We start from the raw sequence: 25,648 nt of genomic DNA on the forward strand, positions 1-25,648 counted from the left end.
TAGCGTGAGCAGGCATCTATCCGCCGATTCGGTTTGGAGCTTTCCCCGAAAATGACTGAACAGACCCCCAGTGGTGGTGCCTCTTACGCCGCGGCAGGCGTGGACATCGAGGCAGGTGACCGCGCAGTCGAGTTGTTCGGGCCATTGGCGAAGAAGGCGAGCCGACCCGAGGTGCAGGGCGGCCTCGGCGGATTCGCCGGACTGTTCGCACTGAAGGGCGGCTACCGCGAGCCGTTGCTCGCCGCGTCCACCGACGGGGTCGGTACCAAGATCGCGGTCGCGCAGGCGATGGACAAGCACGACACCGTCGGACTGGACCTGGTCGCGATGGTCGTCGACGACCTGGTGGTGTGCGGCGCGGAACCACTGTTCCTGCAGGACTACATCGCCATCGGCAAGGTCGTCCCGGAGAAGGTCGCCGAGCTGGTCTCCGGCATCGCCGAGGGCTGCGTGCGGGCCGGTTGCGCGTTGCTGGGCGGCGAAACCGCCGAACATCCCGGCCTGATGGATGCCGACGACTACGACCTGTCCGCGACCGGCGTCGGGGTCGTCGAGGCCGACGCGGTGCTCGGCCCCGACCGGGTGCGTCCCGGCGACGTGGTGATCGCCATGGGCTCCTCGGGCCTGCACTCCAACGGCTACAGCCTCGCCCGCAAGGTGCTGCTCGACATCGACCGCATGTCGCTCACCGGGCACGTCGAGGAGTTCGGCCGGACCCTCGGCGAAGAACTGCTCGAGCCGACCCAGATCTACGCCAAGGACTGCCTGGCCCTGATCGCCGAAACCGATGTGCGCACCTTCGCCCACGTCACCGGCGGTGGCCTGGCCGCCAACCTCGGCCGCGTGCTACCCGCCGGCATGGTCGCCGAGCTGGATCGCGGCACCTGGAACCCCGCACCGGTCTTCAAGATGATCGCGCAGCGCGGCCGAGTCGAGCGGGTCGAGATGGAGAAGACGTTCAACATGGGCGTCGGCATGGTCGCCGTCGTCGCCCCCGAAGACGTCGACCGCGCCCTCGCCGTCCTGACCGCCCGCCACATCGAATGCTGGACCCTGGGCACCGTCAAGAAAGCCAAAGACACCGACGCCCTGCGCGCCGTCCTCGTCGGCGAACACCCGCGCTTCTGAGGGTTCGCGTCCGGCCGTCCGTCCGGCCGTCCGCCGCACGTGCTGTGTCGGCCCGTCTCGCAGAGCAGACGCAAGACCCTGCCCGGTGCACCGCAGCTACCCCTGTGATGCACCGGGCAGACGCTTGCGTGCCCCGTGCCCCGTGCCCCGTGCCCCGTGCCCCGTGCCCTCGCAGCCCCGTGGCCCGTGGCCCGTGCCCTCGCAGCCCCGTGGCCCGTGGCCCGTGCCCTCGCAGCCCCGTCAGCCTCGCCATTCGATCGCCGCGCACGTTTTGGTGCGGCGGGCGCGAAATAGTCGGCTATTCCGCGCGCGGGACGCTGAGATGTGCGCGGCGGTTGTGATGCGCCGGTGCCCCGGGTGTGCCGCCTCCTGGCGGCCTCGCTCCCGTGGGCGGGCGGGTGCCCGAGTGGCGTTGTCCGTTGTGCCGCAGCTACCCCTGTGATGCACCGGGCAGACGCTTGCGTGCCCCGTGCCCCGTGCCCCGTCAGCCTCGCCATTCGATCGCCGCGCACGTTTTGGTGCGGCGCGCGCGAAATAGTCGGCTATTCCGCGCGCGGGACGCTGAGATGTGCGCGGGGGCGCTGAGATGTGCGCGGGACGTCGAGATGCGCGCGGTGGTTGTGATGCGCGCGGGTGCCCCGGGTGCGCCGCCTCCCGGCGGCCCGCTCCCGTAGGCAAGGGCGGGGACTGGGTGGCGTTGTCGTTGTGCCGGTGGCGTCGCCGTTGTGCCGCGCACGTTTGTCGTGCCGCGCGAATTGTTCGACTACTTCGCGAGCGGTCGGAGGAGGTGTGCGCGGAGCGCAGATGTACGCGAGGCGCTGAGATGTGCGCCGGGAGGTTGAGATGCGTGCGGGGCGCCCGGGTGTGCTGCCGCTTGGCGGCCTCGCTCCCGTGGGCGGGCAGGGTGCCTGGGTGGTGTTGTCGTTGTGCCGCGCACCTTTTGTCGTGCCGCGCACCTTTTGTCGTGCCGCGCGCGAATTGTTCGACTATTTCGCGCGCGGGGCGCTGGGATGTGCGCGGGGCGCTGGGATGTGCGCGGGGCGCTGGGATGTGCGCGGGAGACGTGGTGCCGGTGCCCGCTGGGTTGCGGTGCCCAAGGCTGGTGCCGTGTGGCCGCGCGCTTGCGGATGTCGGGTCGAATCCTCGTTGGCTTGGCTTGGCTTGGCTTGGCTTGGCCTGGCTCGGCTTCGGGATGCGGCAGGGAGGTCGGATTCTCGGCGGGATGAGCCCAGCGGCGGAGCGGGGACTCACCTCGGCCGGTGTGCGGACCCGAGTGCTCGGCGCAGCGTGAAATCAACGCAGCGTGAAATCAACGCAGCGTGAAATCAACGCAGCGAGAAATCAACGCATCGTGAAATCAACGCAGCGTCCCGCATCGCTCGGATGCGGGACGCTGGTGTGTTGTAAGGCTTTTCGGCGGAGGCCGTCGACACTGGGCAACGGCTGAAGGGGGAGGCACGCGACCTCCCCCTTCATGCGTTGCTTCGAGTCAGCGGCGCCAGTCGTCGTAGTCGTCCTCTTCCCAACGGGTAGAGGACTCGTCCGCGTTGTGCTCATCGGACAGCACACCACTCCGTTGGGAGTTGGGGCTGCCCGAAAGCTCGCGCTGAAGGCTCGCGAAGTCGCTCGGCGGGCTGCTGTACTTCAGCTCGCGTGCGACCTTGGTCTGCTTTGCCTTAGCCCGGCCACGGCCCATGGCTGACCCCCTCGCGTCACTGCGGGGCGGCCTGGGGTTTGGTTGGCGGCCCCGTTCGAATTAATACTCTTCCTGACAGACACTTTAGCGTGTGTCCGGCGGTCTCGCTTCCAGGAGTGGGTGAAGAACTCCCGAAGAGGTTCCGTTTGCCCGGTTGTCGCCCTTGACCGGGGCGGCTACAGCACTCCGGGAATCGCTCGGATGACGCCGACGCGGGCGCCGCCACCGAGTACCGCGGGGGCCGCCAACTCGGCATGCGCGTCGGTCCAATCGACCCCGATTCGATGCAAAATGGCCAGCGTCAGGGGCATTCGGGCGCGGTCGTGACCGTCGTCGATCTTGTAGGCGAAGGCGGTGCCGTCGGGTAGCGCGCCCGCGTGCACCCCGTCCGCGCCGATCTTGCAGACGAGTCCGGGGGTGGCCTGCATAGCTGACAAATCGGGTGCGTTGGTGCCCGAAATCACTCGGGGATGGGCGCGGATGGCGTCGGCGACGCGCCGCTCCGGCGCGTCCGGCGCGGCGGTGGCCATGGTGGCGAACACCCGGGCCAGGTTCACCAGCGAGACCGGAATGATCGGCAGTCCGCAGCCGTCGATGCCGAGATCGGTCTCCGGTTCGCCGGTCAGTTCGGCGACGGTGGCGATGACCGCCTGCTGCAGCGGATGCCCGATCTCGAGGTAGCCCTCGGTCGGCCAGCCGTTGATCGCGCAGGTCGCCAGCATCGCGGCATGCTTGCCGGAGCAGTTCATGTAGATCCGTCGCGGTTCCTGCGACCCGGACAGGACGGCGGCCCGCGCTTTGTCGTCGACCGGCAGGTCCGGCGGGCATTCGAGGGATTTCTCGTCGAAGCCGAAACGGTCGAGCAGCCGGCGGACCAAGGCGACGTGATCGGGTTCGCCGTAGTGCGAGGCGGTCGCGATGGCGAGCTCGGCGTCGTCGAGCGGTTCGAAACCGTGGCGCAGCAAGGTGATCGCCTGCATCGGCTTGTTGGTGGAGCGCGGGAAGATCGGCAGATGCACCTCGCCGAGGGCGAGCGTCGGCTCACCCGCGGGATCGAGGATCACCACCGAGCCGCGGTGCACGCACTCGCGGAAACCGGAGCGGACTACTTCGACCAGATCCACACTCACAGCTGTGCTCCCGTGTCGAGTTCGGCGGCGTGCCGGTGGGCGACGCCGGAGACGGTGGCGGCGCCGGTCCGGCGCTGCGCGGCGCGTGCGGCGTTCGCGTGCCTGCGCGCGTGCCGCTCGATCTGCATGCGCACATCGTCGGAGATGGTCGGTTCCGCGGCGAGCAGGATGGCCAGCAGATCCGGATCGTTGCCGGTGAACAGGTCGCGGACGGTGACGCCGTGATCCGGCACATGCTGCACGGTCACCGTGTCGCCCGCGCCGATCGTGCCCTCGGTGAGCACCCGGAAGTAGGCGCCGGTGTCGCTGCGCAGCGTGAACCGCTTGACCCACTGGGCTTCTCCGCTCCAATGCTGGAACGTCGCGCACGGCACGCGGGGCGCGCTCACCTCGAGCAAGGTGTCGCCGATGCTCAGGCGGGCACCGAACACCGCGTCGCTGATCGGCAATCCGGACACGCGTAGATTCTCGCCGAACCAGCCCGCGGGCAACTCCCGATCGAGTTCGCCGGCCCAGCGCCGGGCGTCCTCGTCGGCGTAGGCGTAGACCGCTTGGTGCACGCCGCCGTGGTGGGCGGTGTCGCAGACGTGGTCGCCGTCGAGACCCAGCGCACGCACCGGAACCCGATCCGGGCGCGGTCGCTTGTCGATGGCGGAGCGGCCGACCCGGGTGGGTACCTCGATCTCGGCGTGCACCACGCACACCGCGAGTACTTCGCCGGTGTCACCGGGTCGCATGGACGCTCCTTTCGCGGTATGTTCGGGACGGTGGGTGCGCGGGGCCGACGGGGTGGCGCGGCGCCATGTGGCTTGCGCCCCTTCGGAATTCGATCGACATCGGTGGGTCAGCGGCCGCGCAGCCGATCGACGGCGAGCCTGCCCGCCTGCGGTGCGTCGTCGACGGGCACCGAGTCGGGGTCGATGGCCGCGGCCGTCGGGCCGGCCGTGAGCTGGGTGTCCACCAGGATCGTGCGTTTGATCAGCGCGAGCGCAATCGGGCCGAGTTCGTAGTGGTCGATCACCGTGCCGAGGCGGCCGATGGCCCGGCCGCCCGCGGTGACATCGTCGCCGGCCGCCGGCCGTTCGTCGGCCGAGCCGTCGAGATGCAGCAGCACCAGATGCCGCGGCGGCTTGCCGAGATTGTGCACCCGCGCCACAGTTTCCTGACCGCGATAGCAGCCTTTGTCCAGGTGTACCGCGCCGTATTCGGCGACGCCGCCGATCCAGCGGGCCTCGTGCGGGATGGTGCGGTCGTCGGTGTCGAGCCCGATTCGCGGGCGCACGGCCGCGACCCGCAGCGCCTCGAACGCCCACATGCCGGCCGGCGCGGCGCCCGCGGCGACGAGCTTGCCCCACCGGTCGGCGAGTTCCGCGCGCGGGACCACGAGGTCGAAGGAGTCGGCGGCCGGCCACGGCATCCGCCGCACGAAACCGCCGCCGGGCAGCGCCACGGCCTCGTAGACACCGGGCACGGAGTCGACGCCGAGCGCGGCGAGCACCTCGGGCGCGTTCGGCCCGAGCAGGCTGAGCACGGCGTGCTCGGATTCGACCGGCTGCGCGTCGGCCCAGAAGACCATCTTGCGCAGGAACTCCAGCAGCGCGGGGCCGCGGTCGCCCTCGGTGTCGATCCACACCGTGGCGTCGAGTTCGGTGAGCACGAAATGGTTCAGCACTCGGCCGTTGAGGTCGAGGTCGAGACTTTCCGCGGACTGCCCTTCGGCGAGGGCCGCGATGTGCTGGCTGGTGATGGTGTGCAGCCAGGTCAGCCGCTCGGCGCCGGCGATGCTCAGCACGAATCGATGCGAGCGATCGACGATCGCGGCCCGCTGCACGGCCGTCCGCTGTTCGCCGAGCGGATCACCGTAATGCCACGCCACGGCGGCATCCGGCGAACCGGGCGCTCCCGCGACGGCTCCCGGTGTAGACAGGATGGGGCTGGGTGCAACGACCACGGACACGTTTCCACTGTAGGCCGGGTCCGCGATGGGTGCCCGAACCGGGGCTCGCGGAACGCGTTCGTGACACCATCTCGGCGGCCCGGCGACGACGCGGTGATGAACCCCGCGCGACCCGCGGTAAAAGATGGACCGAAGTCTGCCGTGACCTAAGCGCGACCAACCAACACCGCCTAGTCTCGACGCATGGTAGATCGGGTTCTTGTCTCACTCGACGGCGCGGTCCGGGACGCGGACGCGCCGTTGGTGTATGCGGACGATATCGGGCTTCTGCGAGGCGACGGTATTTTCGAAACGGTACTGGTGCGCGCGGGCAACGCGTGCGCGATCGAATTCCACCTAGGCAGGCTGCGCCGCTCGGCGCAGGCGCTCGATCTGCCGGAGCCGGAATTGGGGCGGTGGCGTGCGGCGGTGGAGCGGGCCGCGAAGGAGTGGGGCGCCGATCGCGAGGGCGTGATGCGGCTGGTGCTCACCCGCGGGCGCGACTCGGAGCTGTCCGGGGTCGCGGAGAAGGTGACCTCCGGTGATCTCGCGGCCGCGGTCCCCGTGCCGACCGCCTACGTGCTGGTGCTACCCGTGCCCGATCGGGTGCAGAAGGCGCGTACCGAGGGCGTCGCGGTGGTGACCCTCTCCCGGGGCATCTCGATCGACCTCGCACAGGCTGCGCCCTGGCAATTGCTCGGCGCGAAGACGCTCTCCTATGCCTCCAATATGGCGGCGCTGCGTTTCGCCGCCCGGATGGGCGCCGACGACGTGATCTTCACCAGCACCGAGAACCGGGTGCTCGAGGGTCCGCGCTCGTCCGTGGTGATCGTGCGGGACAAGCAGTTGCTCACCCCGCCCGCGAAAAACGGCGTGCTGCCGGGCGTCACCCAGCGCGCGCTGTTCGCCGAGGCGCAGAAGGCCGGGTGGGAGTGCACCTACAAGTCGCTGTTCACCGCGGACCTGCTGACCTGTGACAGCATCTGGCTGCTCTCCAGCATCTCGCTCGCGGCGCGGGTGAATTCGCTGGACGGGCTGCGAATGTCGGCGCCGGACAACGCGGCCGAGATCATCGAACTGGTGGACCGCGGTGTCGAGCGGGCGGGCGCCATCGGCGACTGGTGAGCACCGCCTCCGCACGTCCGGTCGACTGCCCGCAACCGGCGCCGCCGAGGTGATCTCCGTCTAATCGTGGCGCGGTCCGGCGCGCCCGAGCACGGGAAATACCTGTTCGAAGCCGCAATGCCCGGTGTGTCGTGGCCTACGACGCATTGCTGCGCCCTGCCTCCGGCGTAGTCTTACTACGACATGTCGTAGACCGGCAGGAGGTTCAAAGGTGAACGCGCTGGACATCTCGCGATGGCAGTTCGGCATCACGACCGTCTACCACTTCCTGTTGGTGCCGCTGACCATCGGCCTCGCGCCCTTGGTCGCCGCCATGCAGACCGCGTGGGTGATCACCGGCAAGGAGCACTGGCTCCGGCTGACCAAATTCTTCGGCAAACTGTTCCTGATCAACTTCGCGCTCGGCGTCGCCACCGGCATCGTGCAGGAATTCCAGTTCGGCATGAACTGGAGCGAATACTCCCGCTTCGTCGGCGACGTGTTCGGCGCACCACTCGCGCTGGAAGGTCTGGTGGCCTTCTTCATGGAATCGACCTTCCTCGGCCTGTGGATCTTCGGCTGGTCCCGGCTGCCGAAACTCGCGCACCTGGCCGCGATCTGGATGGTCGCCATCGGCGTGAACGCCTCGGCGTACTTCATCGTCGCCGCCAACTCGTTCATGCAGCACCCGGTCGGGGCGCGGTTCAACCCGGAAACGGGGCGCGCCGAACTCGAGAGCATCGTCGCGGTGCTCACCAACAACACACTGCTGGCGGCTTTTCCCCACGTGGTCGCCGGATCCTTCGTCACGGCAGGCACTTTCGTCGCCGGTATCGCGGGTTGGTGGATGGTGCGCAAGGCGCGCACCGGTGACGCCGCGGAAATCACCGAGGCGCGCACCATGTGGCGGCCCGCCGCGCTGGTCGGCATCTGGGTGATGCTTGTCTCGCTGGGCGCGCTGTTCCTCACCGGTGACACGCAGGGCAAGCTGATGTTCGAACAGCAGCCGATGAAGATGGCCTCGGCGGAATCGTTGTGCCACACCGCGACCGACCCGGACTTCTCCATTCTCACGGTCGGCACGCACAACAACTGCGACAGCGTCACGCACGTGCTCGAGGTGCCCGGCGTATTGCCCTACCTCGCCAAAGGCAAGTTCAGCGACGTCACCCTGCCCGGCGTCGTCGACCTGCAACAGGAGTACAACGCGAAATACGGTGTCGGCGACTACCGCCCCAACCTGTTCGTCACCTACTGGTCCTTCCGCGCCATGATCGGCCTCGCGGCCGGGTCGGCTCTGCTGGCGCTGGCCGGACTGTGGCTCACCCGGCGCGGGCGCGTGCCGAACCAGCGCTGGTTCGCCTGGCTCAGCCTGCTCGTCATCCCGACGCCGTTCCTGGCCAACAGCGCAGGCTGGGTGTTCACCGAAATGGGCAGGCAGCCATGGGTTGTCGCGCCCAACCCGACCGGCGACCCGAACCTGCGGCTGACCGTGCAGCAGGGCGTGTCCAACCATTCGCCCGGCGTGGTGCTGTTCTCGCTGATCACCTTCACGCTGCTGTACGGCGCGCTCGCCGTCGTCTGGTTCTACCTGATGCGGCGCTACGTGGTGCACGGACCGGAGCAGCCTGCCGCGAGCCCGCCCACCGACTCGGGGCCGGACAAACCCGCGGGACCGGCCGGACGCTCCGGCGAAGAGCCTGCCGTCGAACAACTTTCGTTCGCCTACTAGGAGCCGACGATGAGTTTGCAAGAGTTCTGGTTCGTGCTGATCGGGGTGCTGTTCACCGGGTACTTCGTGCTCGAGGGTTTCGACTTCGGCGTCGGCATGCTGATGCCGATCCTCGGCAAGGGCTCCGACACCCGAAGGCGGGTGGTGCTCAACACGATCGGGCCGGTGTGGGACGGCAACGAGGTCTGGGTGATCACCGCGGGCGGTGCCATGTTCGCCGCCTTCCCCGAGTGGTACGCCAGCCTGTTCTCCGGCTTCTACCTGGCGCTGCTGCTGTTGCTGGTGGCGTTGATCCTGCGGATCTGCGCGATCGAATACCGCGGCAAGATCGATGACCCGCGCTGGCGGGCGCGCTGTGACCTCGGCATCGGAGTCGGTTCCTGGATACCGGCACTCGCGTGGGGCTGGGTCTTCGCGAATGTGGTGCGCGGGGTGCCGTTGAACGAGAAGAAGCAGTTCGCCGGCTCGGTGTGGGATCTGCTCGGACCGTACGCACTGCTCGGCGGACTGACCACCGGACTGCTGTTCGCGCTGCACGGCGCGGTCTTCCTCGGTCTGAAGACCGGCGGCGAGGTGCGGGCCGATGCGCAGCGCACCGCCAAACTGCTACTGGTGCCCACCGCGGTGGTCGTCGGCGTCTTCGGTGTCTGGACGCAGCTGGCCTACGGCACCGGGTGGACCTGGATTCCGTTGGGGCTGGCCGTGCTCGGACTGGTCGGCGCGGGCGTCGCGGTGTACGCGGACCGGGACGGCTGGGCCTTCACGGGCACCGCCGTCACGGTGGCGGCGGCTACCGCGCTGCTGTTCGGCTCGCTGTTCCCGAATGTGCTGCCCTCCACCATCGACGCCGCGTTCGACCTGACCATCCACAACGCGTCGTCCACGCCGTACACGCTGAAAGTCATGAGCTGGGCCGCCGTTCTGGTCACGCCGGTGGTGCTGCTGTACCAAGGCTGGACCTACTGGGTGTTCCGCAAACGGATCACCATCGAGCAGATCCCCGCGCCCATCGGGCTTTCGCTGAAGGACTGAGCTCATGGCTCGACCGCCTGTCGACCCGCGCCTGTGGCGGTACGCGCGCTCGGCCCGCCGCTACCTGGTGCTGAGTGTGCTGCTGTCGCTGGTGATCACCGGTTCGATCGTCGTCGCGGCGGTCCTGCTCGCCCGGGTGCTGGCCGGGGTCGTCACCGAACCCGGCCAGCGCACATTCGGCGCGTGGAGCACCGAAATACTGGTGCTCGCAGTCGTTCTCGGCGTGCGGGTACTCGCCACCTGGTGGCAGTCCCGGCTCGGGCACCGGGCCGGCGCCGGCGTCGTCGCAGAACTCGAAACCGCGGTGCTGACCGCCGGTGCCCAACTCGCGCCGCGCGAACTGGAAAGCCGCAGAACAGAACTCGCGGTAGTCGTCGGCACCGGGCTGTCCGGGTTGCGTGGCTACCTCACCGGTTACCTACCCGCGCTGCTGCTCGCCGTGCTGGTGCCGCCGATCGTGTTGGCGGTCATCGCGATACACGATCCGATCTCGGGTCTGATCGTGGTCGTCACCTTGCCGCTCATCCCGATCTTCATGATCCTCATCGGACTGCTCACCCAGGGCCGGGCCGAAGCGACACTCGCCGCGACCACCCGGCTGTCCGATCAGCTGCTCGATCTTTTCGCCGGGATGCCGACGTTGCGTGCGCTGGGGCGGGAAACCGGTGGGGTGTCGGCTGATCGGATCAGCGGTGGTGATGGAGCCCGCTCTGGTGCAGCCGAAGCGGATGCGGCGGATTCCGCCGAATCGCGCCGGACCACCATGGTGCCCAGGGTGCGCGAGTTGGGCGATGCGCTGCGGCAGCGCACGATGCGGGCACTGCGCATCGCGTTCCTCTCCTCCATGGTGCTGGAAATGCTCGCGACGCTCAGCGTCGCCCTCATCGCCGTCTCCATCGGCCTACGCCTGGTCTTCGGCGAAATGAGCCTGTACGCAGGCCTGGTCGCCCTCATCCTCGCCCCCGAGGTCTACCTCCCGCTCCGCATGGTCGGCGAACGATTCCACGCCGCCCAAGACGGAATGGCCGCCGCCGACCGCGCCTTCGCGATCCTCGAATCGGATAGTCCCGCAACCGGTTCGGCGCAGGAGGACGACTCTTCGGCGGTGGCCGGCAAGCCCGGGGCGTTCGCCGCGAGTGGTCAGCGGAGCCGTCCGAGTGCGGGTGGTGTCGGAGTTCGCGATGCTTCGAGCGATCGTTCGGATGCGGACGGGGTTGCAGGACAGCCGGATCGCGTCCGTCGCTCGGAAAGCTCGGCAGCCGGTGGTGTTGCTGCGGCGGCTGGTGGCTTGGAGTCCTCGGGGCGTTCGGAGGTGGGCGGAGTCGGGGTGGTCGAGGTGCGGGGGTTGTCGGTGGGGGCGCGTGCGGGTTTCGCGCCCGCGGGGTTGTCGGCGGTGTGTCGGCCGGGGGAGGTGACGGTGCTCGCCGGAGACAACGGGAGTGGGAAATCCACGGCGGTGCAGGCGATTCTGGGGTTGATCGCGCCCGATCGCGGGGCGGTGACGGTCGACGGGATCGATGTGCGGGAGCTGGATTCGGCGGCGTGGTGGGCGCGGGTGGCCTGGTTGCCGCAGCGGCCCGTGCTGGTGCCGGGCACGCTGCGGGAGAACCTCGAGTTGTTCGGCGCGCAAGCGGAAATGTCCGCGGCGCACGGGGCGGCACGGGTCATAGGCGATCTCGAAGCCGCCTGTGTCGCTACCGGTTTCGACGCGGTACTGGACGAATTGCCCGACCGCTGGGACACCGCCGTCGGCTTCGGCGGCGTCGGCCTCTCCCTCGGCCAACGCCAACGCCTCGCCCTCACCAGGGTTCTCGCCGCCGACCGCCCCATCATGCTCCTCGACGAACCCACCGCCCACCTCGACACCGACAGCGAAGCCGCCGTCCTCACCGCCCTGCGCCACCGTGCCCGCGCCGGCGCCACAGTCATCCTCATCGGCCACCGCCCCACCGTCCTGGCCGCCGCCGACCACGTAATCCAAGTCCACGCCACGAACACCCTGACGGAGGTGCGGGGGTGAGCGGGGGGTTGGTGGGGGATTTGCGGCGGATGTGGGCGTTGCTGGGGTTGTCTCGGTGGCGGGTGGTGGTTGCGGTGGGGTGGGGCGTGCTGGCGCTCGGGAGTGGGCTCGGGCTGGCGGCGTTGGCGGCCTGGTTGATCGCGCGGGCCTGGCAGATGCCGCCGGTGCTGGATTTGAGTATCGCGGTGGTCACCGTGCGGGCGCTCGGAATCTCGCGGGGGTTGTGCCGGTACCTGGAACGGTTGGCGACGCACGATGTGGCGTTGCGGGCGATGACGACGGCGCGCACCACGGTGTATCGCACGCTGGCGCGATCGGACTCCTGGTTGCACCGGCCGACGCGCTCGAAAGATGCAGCGGCGCAGGGTGCGAGCGCTGCGGCGCTGCGGCGCGGCGATCTGCTCGTTCGAACGGGCAGCGATATCGACGATCTCGGCGCGGTCGTGGTGCGGGTGTTCGTGCCCGTCGCGGTGGCCGTGGTGCTTTCGCTCGTGGCGATCGGGCTGCTCGCCACCATCTCGGTGGGCGCCGCGGCGATTCTGGCTGGGGCGCTGGCACTTTCCGGTGTAGTGGCGCCGTGGCTGTCGGCTCGGGCCGCACGTGATGCGGAACGCGCGGTGCGCGCGGACCGGGCAGAGTTCACCGCCCAGTCGTTGACCGTGCTCGACCACGCGGCCGAACTGCGGGTGGCGGGCCGCCTCGACGCCGCGCTCGCCGCCGCTGCCGCAGCTTCTCGGCGCGCGGTCGCCGCGGAGGACAAGGCCGCGGCACGCAGTGCCTGGTCCGCCGCGGCCACACCGCTCGCCATCGGCGCAAGTGTGCTGGGCGCCTTGCTGATCGGCATCACCCTCTACGGACCCTCCGGTGGCACCCCGGGTGCCATGACACCGATGGCCCTCACCATCCTGGTGCTGCTCCCGCTGTCGGCATTCGAAGCCGTCGGCCCACTCCCCGCCGCCGCTCAATCCCTCACCACCGCCCGCGCCGCCCTGCACCGCCTGACTCGACTCGACGAGATGCAGGACGAACGCCCCACCTCCGCCGTGCGGGTTGGCGGCCAACACATCCCGCGGCCGGTGGTCGACGATGTCGAGGTCGGTAGCGGTGGAGCGTCCGCGCGAGGAGTTGAACCGGCTGGTGGCCAGGGTGTCCTTGGGGCAGAGTCCGTCGCGGTCGGAGCGGGCAGGGGTGCGGTCCCGGTGCGGCCCCGTGACTCGTCGGATAGTGCTTTGGCGCAGGTGGTTTCGGAGATTCCGGTGGGGCGTCGGGTTGCGGTGGTGGGGCCTAGCGGATCTGGGAAGACGACGTTGCTTATGCGGTGGGCTGGATTGTTCGGAACTCCGCGTCCCGGCGTCACATTTTTTGCGGAGGACGCGCATCTGTTCGGTACGTCGGTGTTGGAGAATCTGCGGGTCGGTTGCGGGGATCTCAGTGTGGGTGATGCTGAGAAAGCTTTGCGCACAGTGGGTCTCGGTGAATGGTTGGACGGGCTGGCGGACGGTGTGCACACGGATCTGATCGGTGGTGCGGCTGCGGTGTCCGGTGGGCAGCGTCGTCGAATTCTGCTCGCCCGAGCACTAGTGTCGCCGGCGCGTGTGCTGCTGCTCGACGAACCCACCGAGCATCTCGAGGCCGACGCGGGGGCCCAGTTGCTGCGTGACCTGCTCGACGCCGAGAGCGGGCTGGTCGAACCCGACCGGGTTGTGGTCGTCGTCACACATCAGTTGCCGGTAGATCACCGTGCCGACGCGATCGTCCGCGTGGACGCATCAGGCCAGGTGACGACGCATTTCCCGGACCAGCCGGGCACCGTTTCCGCCCACCGAGAAATTCCGTTGCCGACCCGCTGACTCCTCGCTAAATTCGTTCTTACACAAGGAAGGAGGTGGTTCGAAGAATGTATGTTCATAGGACTCGTGAGGTGGCTGTCCGCTAGCGCCACCGCTGCAACGGTCTCCGTTCGCGCGAGCGCTGAGCGAATACCAGGCAGCCACCCGGCCCCCGAGCCCCCGGTCTTGTCCGATCGGGATCGCGCAGGTGTTTACAACCGCGATATGGCTCGGGGGTCGTTCCTGTTTTGGGGGTGCTGTGGTTGGTGTGCCCGCTGGCGCGGGCTTGCGTGTGTACCAGCTGCGGTGTGCCTCACGCCTGCGGCGAGAGTCTGTGCGCAGCGGGGCTGGGCAGGGGTCGCCGAATAGCTGTCGCGTGGTGCGCCTGCTGTCGCGTGTTGGGCACGCATCAGTTGGCGACCAGCGCGCCTGCGGTGTGGGTCTGGGAGCGATGTCGCGGGCGGGGCGGGGGCAGAGGGTGTCGACTGCACGCCCGCCGCCCGCGTGCTGCGCAGAACGCCTGCCGCGGCTAGTCCACCGCCTGAGGTGAGAGTCTGTGCATGGTGTGGCGAGTGCGGGCGGAGGTCTGCGCGGGGCAGACGGCTGTCGCCCGCTGCATGCACCAGTTGCGGCGTACCCCATGAATCGCCCCGGGATGTCCGGAGACTTTGATGTACCCCGGTTTTCGCGGAGTCGGGTGAACGGTCTGTGCTCGGTAGGCAGGACCGAATCGGAGGCCCACAGAGGATGCATACGGTTCACAGGGCTTGTGGGGCCTGTGAACCGTGTGGATGGTCTGTGAAGGCGCGGGAAACGAGTCACGCACGCGACGCGCCGGGCGTCGACACGCGGTGACGTGCTGGTCAGGTGATCACCAGGTAACTATGGCGGCATCGTGCGAGAAGGTTCCGCCACCAGTACCTGGTGATCAGTTGTCCAGGAAGGATCTAGCCGATGTAGCGCTGGAGGCGGGCGGAGAGGCGCGGTTCGAGGGGGCCGTCTGCGACGACGCGCTCCTCGACGTAGGCGAGGTCGCCACCTTCGACGATGCCGTAGAGGCGTTTGGCGCCGCCGACGACGATGCCGGACTGGCTGCGGATGACTACGTCGGTGGCCAGTTCCCAGGAGGACTGGGTGAGGGCTTCGCCGTAGAAGAGTTCGACGATGCCGGTGCTGTGGGTCAGCAGCAGTTCGATGACCTCGTCGTTGCCATCGATGCCGACCCGCCAGAAACCGCTCTCGCGCAGGTCGGGGCCGCCGTAGCTGCCGTCGGCGTTGATCACCCAGGAGCGCGAATCCCAGGCCAGGTAGTCGCCGCCATCGTGGGAGACGATGATCTGCTGGCCGAAGCGGTAGTCGCCACGCTCGGGGTGGTTGCCTTCGCCCTCGCCGCGCCACACGCCGACCATGGGCAGCAGCGCGAGCATGGAGGAACTCAGGTCGGGGCCGAGGCGCAGGTTCGCGGTGTCCTCGGGCAGTGGCAGGTCGGGCAGACCGGGGATGTTGCGCGCACCGGTCGACTTGGCGCGCTCGGCAGCCTCGGACACGGCCGCGTCACCGCTGCGGCGGGGAGCCGGATCCGCCGAACCGTTGCCGTTCAGTTGTTCACTCGCTCGCTCGGCTGGACTGGAACCCTCGCTCGCGAGATCGCTCATGATTCGGTGAACAGCCGGTAGAAGACGTAGAGGCCGAACCATCCGATGAGGACGGCGACAGCCACCAGCAGAATCTCGAAGAAGAGGACCACATTTGGAGTCTAACGACTCCCGCGACCGCGCACACAAACGACCCCGGTGGTTCTCCTCATAGTGAGGGGAAGCACCGGGGCCGTTTGCTGCGTACGGTTTCTTACTTGGCGACCGCGACGTCGACCGGGTGGATTCCGGCGCCGTCGGGGCGGATCTCCGCGGAGCCGTTGCCGGCCGAGGAGAGCGCCCGCACGGTCCACGCGCCGGGCGCCGCGAAGAAGCGGAAGTCGCCGGTGCCGGAGGCGACGACCTCGGCGGTGAAATCACCGTTGCCGTCGAGCAGGCGCACGAAAGCGCCGCCCACCGGCTGGCCGTCGGTGCTCAGGACGCGGCCGGTGATGACCGTTTCCTTCTCCACGTCGACACCGGCGGGGATGGCCTGACCCTGGGTAGGTGCTGCACACATGATTACGCTCCCAATTCGATCGGTGCACCGACGAGGGAGCCGTATTCGGTCCAGCTCCCGTCGTAGTTCTTGACATTGCTGTGGCCGAGCAGTTCCTGCAGCACGAACCAGGTGTGCGAGGAACGCTCGCCGATGCGGCAGTAGGCGATGGTGTCCTTCTCGCCGTCGAGGCCGGCTTCCTTGTAGATCTCGGTGAGCTCGGCGTCGGACTTGAAGGTGCCGTCCTCGTTCGCGGCCTTGCTCCACGGCACGTTGATGGCGCCGGGGATGTGGCCGGGACGCTGGCTCTGTTCCTGCGGCAGGTGCGCGGGGGCCAGGATCTTGCCGGAGAACTCGTCGGGCGAGCGGACGTCGACCAGGTTCTTGGTGCCGATGGCCGCGATGACCTCGTCCCGGAAGGCGCGGATCGAGACGTCGGGGGCGGCGGCCTTGTACTGGGTGGCCGGACGGTTGACGCCGGCGGTGGACAGCGGGCGGCCGTCGAGCTCCCACTTCTTACGACCACCGTCGAGCAGCTTGACGTTGTTGTGGCCGTACAGCTTGAAGTACCAGTAGGCGTACGCGGCGAACCAGTTGTTGTTGCCGCCGTACAGGACTACCTCGTCGTCGTTCGAGATGCCGCGGGCCGAGAGCAGGTCGGAGAACTGCTCCTGGTTCACGAAGTCACGACGAACCTGATCCTGCAGGTCCTTCTTCCAGTCGAGCCGGACAGCACCCTCGATGTGGCCACCGTCGTAGGCGGAGGTGTCCTCGTCGACCTCGACGAAGACGACGCCGGGGGCGTTGAGGTTCTCTTCGGCCCAGTCCACGGAGACCAGGACATCGGAGCGAGCCATGTTGTTCCTTTCAGAGATGACTTGCAGGGTCAGTTCGGTGCCGGGGACCCCGGACCACCGCCAGTTGGTGCAGCTATCCGGCGGAAACGGGCGACCAGCGGGTAGATCTGGCAACCCAGGCAGATCCCGAACGCCGCGTTCAGGAACGCCGCGAACAGTGCGAAGCCGGCGAACACCGCGCCGACGATTGTGGAGCCGAGCGCGAAGCCCAGCAGGCTGACGGCCGCGAACACCAGGCCGAGCAGCTGCGCGAATTTCAGCGGCGGTACCGGCTCGGTCTCGGTGGTCGGGGCCCGGCGCGGCGCGACGAATGTCGCGTAGATGCGGCCGTACGGGTGCTTACGCGGACCGTAGGCGGCGCCGATCGCGAAGACGACCGCCTGAACGGCGATCAGCACCGCGGCCGCGATGGGGGAGAAGATGGCGGCGATCAGCACCAAGACCAGGACGGCGGTGGTGATCCAGGCGGCGAAACGCGGGCCGCGAACATCTACCTGTCCCTGCGGAATTGGCTGATTCTGCGAAGTATTACGAATTTCGGTGGACATTGTGCGTACTCCTGCGCTGGATGCGACTGATGGCTGGAAATTGGCCAGTTCGCCGGGGGATCGAGAAGATCACTCGCGCGGCGGACGAAGGTCGGCGTCAGGAAATCCGGAAAAGCCGACCGCTCAGCGGCACAGGCAGCAACAACCACCGAGGCGGCACAGATCAACCGTGCGGCGTCGGGTGAGCATCAGCTCGTGGTTGGAAAGCACGAAAGCAGTTTACCCAATTGGGCGGGAGAATTGGACCCCGGGTTCGTCACAGGGCTCCGGTGAACCTGTCAAGCCGCCTACGCAGCCCGGCTCAGGCGGCGACGGTGAGCGGTTCCAGCGCGGAGCGCAGATCGGTCACCTTCGGCACGCCGGAGATCCGAAAACGTTCGCGCCCTTCACTATCGAAGACGAACGTGGTCGGCAGCGAGAGCACGTTGAGTTCTTTGGCGAGCACCGGCTCGGCGTCGATGTCGATCTCGATGTCCAACGGCGGCTGCGGCGATTCGGCCAGCTGCCCGGTCACGTCGGCGACGACCCGGCGCACCGCGGCGCAGGGTCCGCACCAGTCGGCGGAGAAATGCAGCACGGCGGGGCCGGTACCGGTCACGCCGACGGACGCGAGCAGATCGGCACGGGCGGAGCCGTTTTCGATGTCGGAGCGCGTGCGAGTCGCGAATGCGCGGGCCCGGACCTTGCCGTCGCGCCGCCGCAGCAACAGGCCCACCGCCAAGGCGGCGAGCAACATCACTGCCAGAATTGTGATTTCGATCATGGTCGCTGCAATCGGTCGAGGTCGATCGTGACGTTCACACCCTTGCCCTGGACGACGATCCAGCCGCCGTCCGCACGGACTTTCGCGGGCTGGACACCGAACGGCAATTCCTTGATGTCGATAGTACGGGTGAAGCGCGCGAGCACCGCCGGACGATCGGCCTCCGGCAGCATCGCCACCGGAATCGTCGAGGTGTTGGTGTCTTTGCACGAACCGGTCGCGGTGATCCGCACCTGCCCGCCGTCGAGCGCCAATTCGGCGCGCACCGCGACGTTTTCGCCGCCGAATTGCGCACCGGGCGATTCGGGCAAAGTTCCTGTGAGGCAAAGCACACCGTCGGTCGCGGTCATTCCGGTGCCACCCGTGCCGCCGGTGCCGTCGGATTTGTCCGCGGGCGGGCCTTTCACCTGCAGGTCGGGAATGCCGAACAGCTGGCCGAGTTCGGTCGGCCCGATCCGCAGCGAACTGTCCACCCGCTCCACCGGCACATTGCGCAGGCTGCCGTCGACCAGATCGCGCAGCGGGATGCGCATGCCGGTCAGCGTCGCCTCCATCTCGAACTCCCCGCGAATGTCGGGCCGCTTACCGCTGGCCCTGATCACCACATTGTCGTAGCGGCCGTTGACCGCCTGAGCGAGGAAGGAGACGCCGCTGATGGCCACCGAGGGCTCGGCGGCGAGGTCGGCGCCCTGGCGCAGCGCGCGCGAGACCCGATACTCCGAATAGGCCGCGATGCTGAAATCAGTGACCACTGCCAGTCCCGCGAGAATCAGCAGCCCGATGATGAGCTTGCGCATTGGTGAACCTTAACGGGGGCGGGTGCGACGGTGCATTTCCGGTATCAGACATATCTGCCGGGGTGCGTCGGCAACCCGGATGGCGAGGTCATCGGGGTTCACACGCTAATCTTGCATCCGATTACCTGTGATCAGCGACGTGGCCCCGGCAATGCGGCTGTAGTCCTCGGAGCTATGAGATGGGAGGAGAGCTTGTGGAGCTGCTCCTGCTGACCTCCGACCCCGACCCCGAGTCGGTGTTGCCCTCGCTGGCGTTGCTGGCGCACAACGTGCGTCCCGCACCCACCGAGGTGTCCTCTTTGCTGGAAGCGGGTACCGCGGATGTCGCACTGGTCGACGCCCGCACCGATCTGGCGGCCGCGCGCGGGCTGTGCCGGCTGCTCGGCAGCACGGGGTCCTCGGTTCCGGTCGTCGCGGTGCTCACCGAGGGCGGCCTGGTCGCGGTGAACGCAGACTGGGGCCTGGACGACATCCTGCTGCCCGGGACCGGCCCGGCCGAACTCGATGCCAGGCTGCGCCTGCTCGTCGGGCGCAACGGCGGCGTGGCGAGTCCGGAGAACACGGGCAAGATCACCCTGGGCGAACTCGTGATCGACGAGGGCACCTACACCGCGCGGTTGCGCGGCCGCCCGCTCGACCTGACCTACAAGGAATTCGAGCTGCTGAAGTACCTCGCGCAGCACGCGGGCCGGGTGTTCACCCGCGCGCAACTGCTGCAGGAGGTCTGGGGCTACGACTTCTTCGGTGGCACCAGGACGGTCGACGTGCACGTGCGCCGCCTGCGCGCCAAGCTCGGCAGCGAGTACGAGTCGCTCATCGGCACCGTGCGCAACGTCGGCTACAAGGCGGTGCGTCCGTCCCGGTCCGCGAGCAAGGGCGAGTCCGCGCCGCTGCCGGAGGACGAGGCCGAGGGCACCGACGACGCGCCGCTGGCACCGGTCAACGGCTCCGTGCAGTGAGGTCGGCGGACAGCCGATCCGAAACACCGGTGCGTCATTATGCGTTCGTGTGGAGTTCAGTCGGCCCCGGCGCGGTTTCGCCACGTGGCGCCGGCCGCGTCCGGTCGCGAAATGTTCGCTGACTCCGCGGTGTTGAGCTGAAAGCAATGACGTTGTCCGAGTGCGGAAATGGGGACCGAGTGAGCGAGCGTCGGCAGGCGGACCGGGCAAGCGGTGCCGTGACAACACGGTGGGCGGCGCAGGTCGACGCGGACACCGTCGCGGCGATCCGGCAACTGCTCGACCGGGCCACCGCCGCCGACGGGGTCGCCCCCGTCTCCGAACAGGCGGTGCTGTCGCTGCACCCGGCCGACGACGTACCGGCCCGGCACCTGGTCGCCACCCGCGACGACGTGATCACCGGTTACGCGAATCTCGTTCCGGCGCATGCCGAACACCCGGCGATGGCCGAGGTCGCGGTCGATCCGGCGGCGCGTGGCCAGGGCATCGGCGCCGAATTGGTCGCGGCCGCGCTCGCCGAGGGCGGGGCGGGCACGCGGGTGTGGGCGCACGGCAACCGGCCCGCCGCGCAGGCCGTCGCGGCCCGGCTCGGCCTCGCCACCGCGCGCGAGTTGTGGCAGATGCGGCGCACCCTGGCAACGCCGGAGCTACCGGAGTTGCCGGAGCGTGCCGACGTGACGATCCGGACCTACGCGGGCCCGGCCGACGACGCCGAACTGTTGCGGGTGAACAACGCCGCCTTCGCCTGGCACCCCGAGCAGGGCGGCTGGACCGAACGCGATATCGCCGCGCGCCGCGCCGAGTCGTGGTTCGACCCCGCCGGACTGTTCCTCGCCACCGATCCGGCCACGCCTGAGCAGGTGCTCGGATTCCATTGGACCAAGGTGCATTACGACGAGAACCCGCCGGTGGGCGAGGTGTACGTGGTCGGCATCGACCCGGCCGCGCAGGGCCGCGGACTCGGTCGGCTGCTGACCCTGGCGGGGCTGCGTCATCTGCGCGATCGCGGCCTTGCCGAGGTGTTGCTCTACACCGAGGCGGACAACACCGCGGCCGTGCACACCTACACGCGTTTGGGGTTCGCGCCCGCGCATGTGGATGTGGCGTATTCGGCCGCGTCAGCTGAATAGCGGAAGGCGGGTCGGCGGCGTCCGAGTAAAACTGGGGCTAATGTCACACATAACGCCCCAATCGCGCTTGGCTGTTCACCCGCCGTTCACTCAGGTCGGTCCAACTGTCAACCACGTGACTTTACGTTGATTGGTGGGCAGCCCACGGCTGCCTGGTGCGCAGGTTCCCCGCGAACAGCACCCACATCACCCGTCCGGGCCAGGTGAGGGACCGGACGAGTAGGACGCCTTTCCGGAGGAATAGTGAATCTCAAGCGCAGCAGCGCCCTCGTTGGTGTGCTGGCGGTCAGTGTCATGGGCCTTGCCGCATGTGGCAGTGATGACAACACGTCGAGCAGCAATGGCGACACTGCCAACTCCAATGTCGCCTGTGGCGGCAAGAAGGCGCTCAAGGCCAGCGGTTCGTCGGCGCAGAAGAACGCCATGGAGCGCTTCATCGCCGCCTACGAGGCCAACTGCGACGGCAACACCCTGAACTACACGTCGAGCGGCTCCGGCGCGGGCGTCAACGAATTCCTCGGCGGCCAGACCGATTTCGGTGGCTCCGACTCCCCGCTGAGCGCCAAGAAGGACGAGCCGGCGAAGGCGCAGGACCGGTGCGGCGCCCCCGCGTGGAACCTGCCGACCGTGTTCGGCCCGATCGCCGTGACCTACAACATCGACGGCGTCACCGACCTCGTGCTGGACGGCCCGACCGCCGCCAAGGTCTTCAACGGCGCGGTCACCACCTGGGACGCCCCCGAGATCAAGGCGCTCAACCCGAACGCGAAGCTGCCGAGCGACAAGATCGCCGTGATCTTCCGTTCCGACGAGTCGGGCACCACCGACAACTTCCAGCTCTACCTCGACGCCGCGTCCGACGGCGCCTGGGGCAAGGGCGCGGGCAAGGCGTTCACCGGCGGCGTCGGCGAGGGCGCGAAGGGCAACGAGGGCACCTCGGCCGCCATCAAGGCCACCAAGAACTCGATCACCTACAACGAGTGGTCGTTCGCGAAGGCGCAGAACCTGTCCATCGCGCAGATCGTCACCTCGGCATCCAAGACCCCGGTGAAGCTGGACACGGCCTCGGCGGGCAAGGCCATCGACAGTGCGAAGATCAAGGGCGAGGGCAACGACCTGGTGCTCGACACCAGCTCGTTCTACAAGCCGACCGAGGCGGGCGCCTACCCGATCATCCTGCCCACCTATGAAATCGTCTGCTCGAAGTACAAGGACGCCGACACCGCCAAGGCGGTCAAGGCGTTCCTGACCTCGGCGACCACCAACGGTCAGAAGGGTCTCGACGAGGCGGGCTACGTCCCGATCCCCGAGAAGTTCAAGACGCGTCTGACCACCGCGATCAACGCCATCTCCTGATCGCACAGTTGCAGCCATGACCGTGCACCCTGAGGTGACCGCCGCCGGCTCGTCGGATTCTGATCCGGCGGGCCGGCGGGCGGCCGGAGACAAAGCCCCCATGCCGAGTGAACCGAGCACCGAACCAGCCAAGCGGGTTCGACCAGCCCAGAGCCATCGGGCCGAGACCATCTTCCGGTCTCTCGCCACGGCATCGGGCGCAATCATCGTCGCCGCCATCGCGCTGATCGCGCTATTCCTGCTGATCCGTGCGGTGCCCTCGGTCATGGCGAACGACGCGAACTTCTTCACCAGCACCGAGTTCAACACCTCCGATGCCAACCACCTGCGGTTCGGCATCCGGGACCTGTTCATGGTCACGGTGTTGAGCTCGCTGTTCGCGCTCATCGTCGCGGTGCCGATCGGGGTCGGCATCGCACTGTTCCTGACCCACTACGCGCCGAAGCCGCTGGCGCGACTGTTTGCGACGCTCACCGATCTGCTCGCGGCCGTGCCGTCGATCGTGTTCGGCCTGTGGGGTTTCCTGGTGCTCGCGCCGCAGCTGAAGCCGGTGCAGGAGTTCCTCAACGACAAGCTGGGCTGGTTCTTCCTGTTCGGCGACGGCAACGTGACGATCTCCGGTGGCGGCACCATTTTCACCGCGGGCGTCGTGCTCGCCGTGATGATCCTGCCGATCATCACCTCGGTGTCGCGTGAGGTCTTCAGCCTCACCCCGCCTGCGCATATCGAGGCGGCGCACGCGCTCGGCGCGACCAAGTGGGAGATGGTGCGGATGACCGTGCTGCCCTACGGCCGCAGCGGTGTGATCGCCGGCTCGATGCTCGGTCTAGGCCGGGCGCTCGGTGAAACCATCGCGGTGCTGGTCGTCTTGAAAACCGCGACGCAGGGCGGCAGTTGGTCGCTGTTCGACGGCGGCTACACCTTCGCGTCCCGGATCGCCGCCTCGGCGTCGGAGTTCAGCTCGCCGCTGCCGACCGGCGCCTACATCGCGGCCGGCTTCGTGCTGTTCGCGCTGACCTTCATCGTGAACGCACTGGCACGGCTCGCGGCAGGCGGAAGGGTTAACGGATGACCACCACGCTCGACAAGCCGATCAAGGCGCCGACCTTTCGCGATGTGAGTGTGTCGCGCAAGATCCGCAACAACGTTGCCACGGTGCTGGTCTGGCTGTGCTTCGCCATCGCGCTCGTGCCGCTGGCCTGGGTGCTGATCATGGTGGTCAGCAAGGGTTTCGACGCGATCGCCTCGCTCGACTGGTGGCAGAAGTCGCAGAAGGGCATTCTGCCCGAGCAGACCGGCGGCGGTGTCTACCACGCGATCTACGGCACCATCGTGCAGTCGGCGGTCGCCGCGGTGATCGCGGTGCCGATCGGCATCATGGCCGCCGTCTACCTGGTCGAGTACGGCCGCGGCTGGCTGGCGAAGACCACCACGTTCATGGTCGACATCCTCGCGGGTGTGCCGTCCATCGTGGCCGCGCTGTTCATCTTCGCGCTGTGGATCGCCACCTTCGGCGCACCGCAGAGTTCCTTCGCGGTGTCCCTGGCGCTGGTGCTGCTGATGCTGCCCGTGGTGGTGCGCAGCACCGAGGAAATGCTGAAGCTGGTACCCGACGAACTACGGGAAGCCTCGTACGCGCTGGGCGTGCCGAAGTGGAAGACGATCGTGCGGATCGTGATTCCCACCGCGCTGCCCGGCATGATCAGCGGCATCCTGCTGGCCCTCGCCCGCGTGATGGGCGAGACCGCGCCGGTGCTGGTGCTCGTCGGCTACAGCAAGTCGATCAACACCAACCTCTTCGACGGCAACATGGCCTCCTTGCCGCTGCTCATCTACCAGGAGCTGTCGAACCCGGAGGCGGCGGGCCGCGAGCGCGTGTGGGGCGCGGCGCTGACGCTGATCCTGCTCATCGCGCTGCTGTACGCGGCGGCCGCGGTCGTCAACAAGCTGCTCACGCGGAACCGATAGAAGCGAACGGATAACTGAGATGGCCAAGCGGATCGACGTCAAAGATCTGAATATCTTCTACGGCAAGTTCCACGCGGTCGCCGATGTCGACCTCACCGTGCTGCCGCGCAGTGTCACCGCCTTCATCGGCCCGTCGGGTTGCGGTAAGTCCACCGTGCTGCGCTCGCTCAACCGCATGCACGAGGTGACGCCGAACGCGCGCGTCGAGGGCGCGGTGCTGCTGGACGGCGAGGACATCTACGGCTCGCAGATCGACCCGGTCGGGGTGCGCCGCACCATCGGCATGGTGTTCCAGCGCCCGAACCCGTTCCCCACCATGTCGATTCGCGACAACGTGGTGGCCGGGCTGAAGCTGCAGGGCGTGCGCAACAAGAAGGAACTAGACGAGGTCGCCGAGCGTTCGCTGCGCGGCGCGAACCTCTGGAACGAGGTCAAGGACCGGCTGGACAAGCCGGGCGGTGGCCTCTCCGGTGGTCAGCAGCAGCGGCTGTGCATTGCCCGCGCGATCGCGGTCTCGCCCGACGTGCTGCTGATGGACGAGCCCTGTTCGGCCCTGGACCCGATCTCCACGCTGGCGATCGAGGACCTGATCACCGAGCTGAAGAAGGAATTCACCATCGTCATCGTCACGCACAACATGCAGCAGGCCGCGCGCGTGAGCGACCAGACCGGCTTCTTCAACCTGGAGGCGCAGGGCAAGCCCGGCCGCCTGATCGAGATCGACGACACCGAGAAGATCTTCTCCAACCCGGGCCAGAAAGCCACGGAGGACTACATCTCCGGCCGCTTCGGATAAACCGGCACCAAACGAAAAGGCCCGCACCTTCCGGTGCGGGCTTTTTTCGTTTATCGGTGTGGCACTACCTGTTCCAGGAACTCTTCACAGTGTTCCATCCGGTGCAGCCTTTGCCGTCGGCGCAAAGCTTCAATGCGACCTGCCAGACGCGGGCCGGTCCTTTGGCGAAGGCCTGATCGTGGGCATGCTTGCTGCTGCCGAACTGCACGGTTTCGATGCTGCCCGACTTCATCTTGAATTGGGCCTGCACCTCGAAACTGCAATTGATCTTCGAATTATCGGTGCGCCCGGTCTTGATGTACCAGGAGCCCGCGTAGCCGTCGACCGGCACGCCCTCCAGTTGGACGACATCAGCGGACCAGGTGCAACTACCGAGCGACTGGTGCACGACCGGGGAGGCGGCCGCGGTGCCGGTGTTGCCGACGATCAGGGCGATCGAAGCGACACCGGTGACGAGGCCCGCGGTGACGCGATTGCGAGTGTTGCCCATCTGAGATTTCTCCTGAAGATGTGTTGTTGTGTACTGAATTCGGGCACAGTACTGCCAGGCCGAATCCCCATCGACTTTCAGCCTGCGTGATGATGCTGTGCGATGTGTGAGTGACCGAGATAGTGGAAAATTGTTCCGCCCGAAGGCACTTCGGTATTCATCCCCCTATGGCAGCCCAAACCTGTTCCTTCATATGGTTTGACGCAATAAGGGGCCCGGCGGTTCCGTCGAATCGGAACTTTTT

The 25,648-nt window shown here is 67.8% G+C and carries 23 protein-coding genes; 12 read left to right on the forward strand and 11 right to left on the reverse strand.

Features of this window, described 5'->3' with window-relative positions:
- The first annotated feature begins 51 nt into the window (after positions 1–51).
- Positions 52–1,128: a phosphoribosylformylglycinamidine cyclo-ligase gene (gene purM, locus NVU01S_RS25455; protein ID WP_029898795.1), complete on the forward strand. Its 1,077-nt coding sequence runs from the start codon at positions 52–54 to the stop codon at positions 1,126–1,128.
- A 1,489-nt stretch (positions 1,129–2,617) separates the two neighbouring features.
- On the opposite strand, the gene NVU01S_RS25460 is transcribed toward purM, so the two are convergent.
- From NVU01S_RS25460 to ygfZ, 4 genes are all read right to left on the reverse strand, one after another.
- The gene (locus NVU01S_RS25460; protein ID WP_014981474.1) at positions 2,618–2,824 is read right to left on the reverse strand and encodes a DUF3073 domain-containing protein; all 207 of its coding nucleotides are present in this window, start codon (positions 2,822–2,824) and stop codon (positions 2,618–2,620) included.
- Positions 2,825–3,000: 176 nt separating this feature from the next.
- On the reverse strand, positions 3,001–3,954 hold the full coding sequence (locus tag NVU01S_RS25465) for an asparaginase (protein WP_043680280.1): 954 nt from the start codon (positions 3,952–3,954) through the stop codon (positions 3,001–3,003).
- Positions 3,951–4,691 (reverse strand): MOSC domain-containing protein, encoded by a 741-nt coding sequence (locus NVU01S_RS25470; protein ID WP_043680283.1) that lies wholly within the window; start codon positions 4,689–4,691, stop codon positions 3,951–3,953. Before NVU01S_RS25470 ends, NVU01S_RS25465 begins: the two co-directional genes overlap by 4 nt.
- Before the next feature lie 107 nt (positions 4,692–4,798).
- The gene (ygfZ, locus tag NVU01S_RS25475) at positions 4,799–5,911 is read right to left on the reverse strand and encodes a CAF17-like 4Fe-4S cluster assembly/insertion protein YgfZ (RefSeq protein ID WP_043680287.1); all 1,113 of its coding nucleotides are present in this window, start codon (positions 5,909–5,911) and stop codon (positions 4,799–4,801) included.
- Positions 5,912–6,094: 183 nt separating this feature from the next.
- Between ygfZ and NVU01S_RS25480 the strand changes: the two genes are divergently transcribed.
- The 5 genes from NVU01S_RS25480 (at position 6,095) to cydC (ending at position 13,628) form a co-directional block, all read left to right on the forward strand.
- The gene (locus NVU01S_RS25480) at positions 6,095–7,015 is read left to right on the forward strand and encodes an aminodeoxychorismate lyase (protein ID WP_043680290.1); all 921 of its coding nucleotides are present in this window, start codon (positions 6,095–6,097) and stop codon (positions 7,013–7,015) included.
- Between the two features lie 211 nt (positions 7,016–7,226).
- A complete protein-coding gene (locus tag NVU01S_RS25485; RefSeq protein ID WP_043680293.1) occupies positions 7,227–8,726 on the forward strand; it encodes a cytochrome ubiquinol oxidase subunit I in 1,500 nt (499 codons plus the stop codon).
- Between the two features lie 9 nt (positions 8,727–8,735).
- Entirely contained in the window at positions 8,736–9,758 is a 1,023-nt protein-coding gene (cydB, locus tag NVU01S_RS25490) for a cytochrome d ubiquinol oxidase subunit II (protein ID WP_043680296.1), read from the forward strand.
- 4 nt (positions 9,759–9,762) lie between these two features.
- Positions 9,763–11,778 (forward strand): ABC transporter ATP-binding protein/permease, encoded by a 2,016-nt coding sequence (locus tag NVU01S_RS25495; RefSeq protein ID WP_043680299.1) that lies wholly within the window; start codon positions 9,763–9,765, stop codon positions 11,776–11,778.
- A 29-nt stretch (positions 11,779–11,807) separates the two neighbouring features.
- Positions 11,808–13,628 (forward strand): thiol reductant ABC exporter subunit CydC, encoded by a 1,821-nt coding sequence (gene cydC, locus NVU01S_RS25500; protein WP_052281283.1) that lies wholly within the window; start codon positions 11,808–11,810, stop codon positions 13,626–13,628.
- A 926-nt stretch (positions 13,629–14,554) separates the two neighbouring features.
- On the opposite strand, the gene NVU01S_RS25505 is transcribed toward cydC, so the two are convergent.
- The 6 genes from NVU01S_RS25505 to NVU01S_RS25530 form a co-directional block, all read right to left on the reverse strand.
- A complete protein-coding gene (locus NVU01S_RS25505) occupies positions 14,555–15,262 on the reverse strand; it encodes a heme-binding beta-barrel domain-containing protein (protein ID WP_043680302.1) in 708 nt (235 codons plus the stop codon).
- A 193-nt stretch (positions 15,263–15,455) separates the two neighbouring features.
- A complete protein-coding gene (locus NVU01S_RS25510) occupies positions 15,456–15,761 on the reverse strand; it encodes a DUF1416 domain-containing protein (protein ID WP_014981486.1) in 306 nt (101 codons plus the stop codon).
- 2 nt (positions 15,762–15,763) lie between these two features.
- Positions 15,764–16,597 carry a sulfurtransferase gene (locus NVU01S_RS25515; protein WP_014981487.1) on the reverse strand — a complete coding sequence of 278 codons (834 nt, stop codon included), beginning with the start codon at positions 16,595–16,597 and terminating at the stop codon, positions 15,764–15,766.
- 29 nt (positions 16,598–16,626) lie between these two features.
- Positions 16,627–17,145: a DUF4395 domain-containing protein gene (locus tag NVU01S_RS25520; RefSeq protein WP_052281284.1), complete on the reverse strand. Its 519-nt coding sequence runs from the start codon at positions 17,143–17,145 to the stop codon at positions 16,627–16,629.
- A 301-nt stretch (positions 17,146–17,446) separates the two neighbouring features.
- Positions 17,447–17,908, reverse strand: a complete 462-nt coding sequence (locus NVU01S_RS25525; protein WP_043680307.1) for a thioredoxin family protein — start codon at positions 17,906–17,908, stop codon at positions 17,447–17,449.
- Positions 17,905–18,705, reverse strand: coding sequence for an LmeA family phospholipid-binding protein (locus tag NVU01S_RS25530; RefSeq protein ID WP_043680311.1), 801 nt, complete (start codon positions 18,703–18,705; stop codon positions 17,905–17,907). Before NVU01S_RS25530 ends, NVU01S_RS25525 begins: the two co-directional genes overlap by 4 nt.
- A 194-nt stretch (positions 18,706–18,899) precedes the next feature.
- Between NVU01S_RS25530 and NVU01S_RS25535 the strand changes: the two genes are divergently transcribed.
- The 6 genes from NVU01S_RS25535 to pstB all read left to right on the forward strand — a co-directional run bounded on the left by NVU01S_RS25535 (position 18,900) and on the right by pstB (position 24,914).
- A complete protein-coding gene (locus tag NVU01S_RS25535; RefSeq protein ID WP_014981491.1) occupies positions 18,900–19,664 on the forward strand; it encodes a winged helix-turn-helix transcriptional regulator in 765 nt (254 codons plus the stop codon).
- Positions 19,665–19,843: 179 nt separating this feature from the next.
- On the forward strand, positions 19,844–20,794 hold the full coding sequence (mshD, locus tag NVU01S_RS25540; RefSeq protein WP_082032392.1) for a mycothiol synthase: 951 nt from the start codon (positions 19,844–19,846) through the stop codon (positions 20,792–20,794).
- A 243-nt stretch (positions 20,795–21,037) separates the two neighbouring features.
- Positions 21,038–22,150, forward strand: coding sequence for a phosphate ABC transporter substrate-binding protein PstS (pstS, locus tag NVU01S_RS25545; RefSeq protein WP_043680314.1), 1,113 nt, complete (start codon positions 21,038–21,040; stop codon positions 22,148–22,150).
- A 100-nt stretch (positions 22,151–22,250) separates the two neighbouring features.
- Positions 22,251–23,222 (forward strand): phosphate ABC transporter permease subunit PstC, encoded by a 972-nt coding sequence (pstC, locus tag NVU01S_RS25550; RefSeq protein WP_029901063.1) that lies wholly within the window; start codon positions 22,251–22,253, stop codon positions 23,220–23,222.
- Complete coding sequence (gene pstA, locus NVU01S_RS25555) at positions 23,219–24,118, forward strand: phosphate ABC transporter permease PstA (protein ID WP_043680317.1); 900 nt, start codon at positions 23,219–23,221, stop codon at positions 24,116–24,118. The genes pstC and pstA overlap by 4 nt, the downstream gene beginning before the upstream one ends.
- 19 nt (positions 24,119–24,137) lie before the next feature.
- Positions 24,138–24,914: a phosphate ABC transporter ATP-binding protein PstB gene (pstB, locus tag NVU01S_RS25560; RefSeq protein WP_014981496.1), complete on the forward strand. Its 777-nt coding sequence runs from the start codon at positions 24,138–24,140 to the stop codon at positions 24,912–24,914.
- 64 nt (positions 24,915–24,978) lie between these two features.
- Here the strand turns inward: pstB and NVU01S_RS25565 are convergent, their stop codons facing one another.
- Positions 24,979–25,404 (reverse strand): hypothetical protein, encoded by a 426-nt coding sequence (locus NVU01S_RS25565; protein WP_043680321.1) that lies wholly within the window; start codon positions 25,402–25,404, stop codon positions 24,979–24,981.
- Positions 25,405–25,648 lie beyond the last annotated feature (244 nt).

Source organism: Nocardia vulneris (genome assembly GCF_001613425.1).
GTDB classification, from domain to species: Bacteria; Actinomycetota; Actinomycetes; order Mycobacteriales; family Mycobacteriaceae; genus Nocardia; species Nocardia vulneris.

Excerpts from the sequence above, each read along its gene's own strand:
- cydC (WP_052281283.1), top strand. The coding sequence starts at position 11,808 with ATGTGGGCGTTGCTGGGGTTGTCTCGGTGGCGGGTGGTGGTTGCGGTG.
- pstB (WP_014981496.1), top strand. The coding sequence starts at position 24,138 with ATGGCCAAGCGGATCGACGTCAAAGATCTGAATATCTTCTACGGCAAG.
- NVU01S_RS25525 (WP_043680307.1), bottom strand. The coding sequence starts at position 17,908 with ATGATCGAAATCACAATTCTGGCAGTGATGTTGCTCGCCGCCTTGGCG.
- NVU01S_RS25565 (WP_043680321.1), bottom strand. The coding sequence starts at position 25,404 with ATGGGCAACACTCGCAATCGCGTCACCGCGGGCCTCGTCACCGGTGTC.
- pstC (WP_029901063.1), top strand. The coding sequence starts at position 22,251 with ATGCCGAGTGAACCGAGCACCGAACCAGCCAAGCGGGTTCGACCAGCC.
- NVU01S_RS25520 (WP_052281284.1), bottom strand. The coding sequence starts at position 17,145 with ATGTCCACCGAAATTCGTAATACTTCGCAGAATCAGCCAATTCCGCAG.
- NVU01S_RS25460 (WP_014981474.1), bottom strand. The coding sequence starts at position 2,824 with ATGGGCCGTGGCCGGGCTAAGGCAAAGCAGACCAAGGTCGCACGCGAG.
- NVU01S_RS25515 (WP_014981487.1), bottom strand. The coding sequence starts at position 16,597 with ATGGCTCGCTCCGATGTCCTGGTCTCCGTGGACTGGGCCGAAGAGAAC.
- NVU01S_RS25510 (WP_014981486.1), bottom strand. The coding sequence starts at position 15,761 with ATGTGTGCAGCACCTACCCAGGGTCAGGCCATCCCCGCCGGTGTCGAC.
- purM (WP_029898795.1), top strand. The coding sequence starts at position 52 with ATGACTGAACAGACCCCCAGTGGTGGTGCCTCTTACGCCGCGGCAGGC.
- pstA (WP_043680317.1), top strand. The coding sequence starts at position 23,219 with ATGACCACCACGCTCGACAAGCCGATCAAGGCGCCGACCTTTCGCGAT.
- NVU01S_RS25530 (WP_043680311.1), bottom strand. The coding sequence starts at position 18,705 with ATGCGCAAGCTCATCATCGGGCTGCTGATTCTCGCGGGACTGGCAGTG.
- cydB (WP_043680296.1), top strand. The coding sequence starts at position 8,736 with ATGAGTTTGCAAGAGTTCTGGTTCGTGCTGATCGGGGTGCTGTTCACC.
- NVU01S_RS25495 (WP_043680299.1), top strand. The coding sequence starts at position 9,763 with ATGGCTCGACCGCCTGTCGACCCGCGCCTGTGGCGGTACGCGCGCTCG.
- NVU01S_RS25505 (WP_043680302.1), bottom strand. The coding sequence starts at position 15,262 with ATGAGCGATCTCGCGAGCGAGGGTTCCAGTCCAGCCGAGCGAGCGAGT.
- NVU01S_RS25470 (WP_043680283.1), bottom strand. The coding sequence starts at position 4,691 with ATGCGACCCGGTGACACCGGCGAAGTACTCGCGGTGTGCGTGGTGCAC.
- NVU01S_RS25480 (WP_043680290.1), top strand. The coding sequence starts at position 6,095 with ATGGTAGATCGGGTTCTTGTCTCACTCGACGGCGCGGTCCGGGACGCG.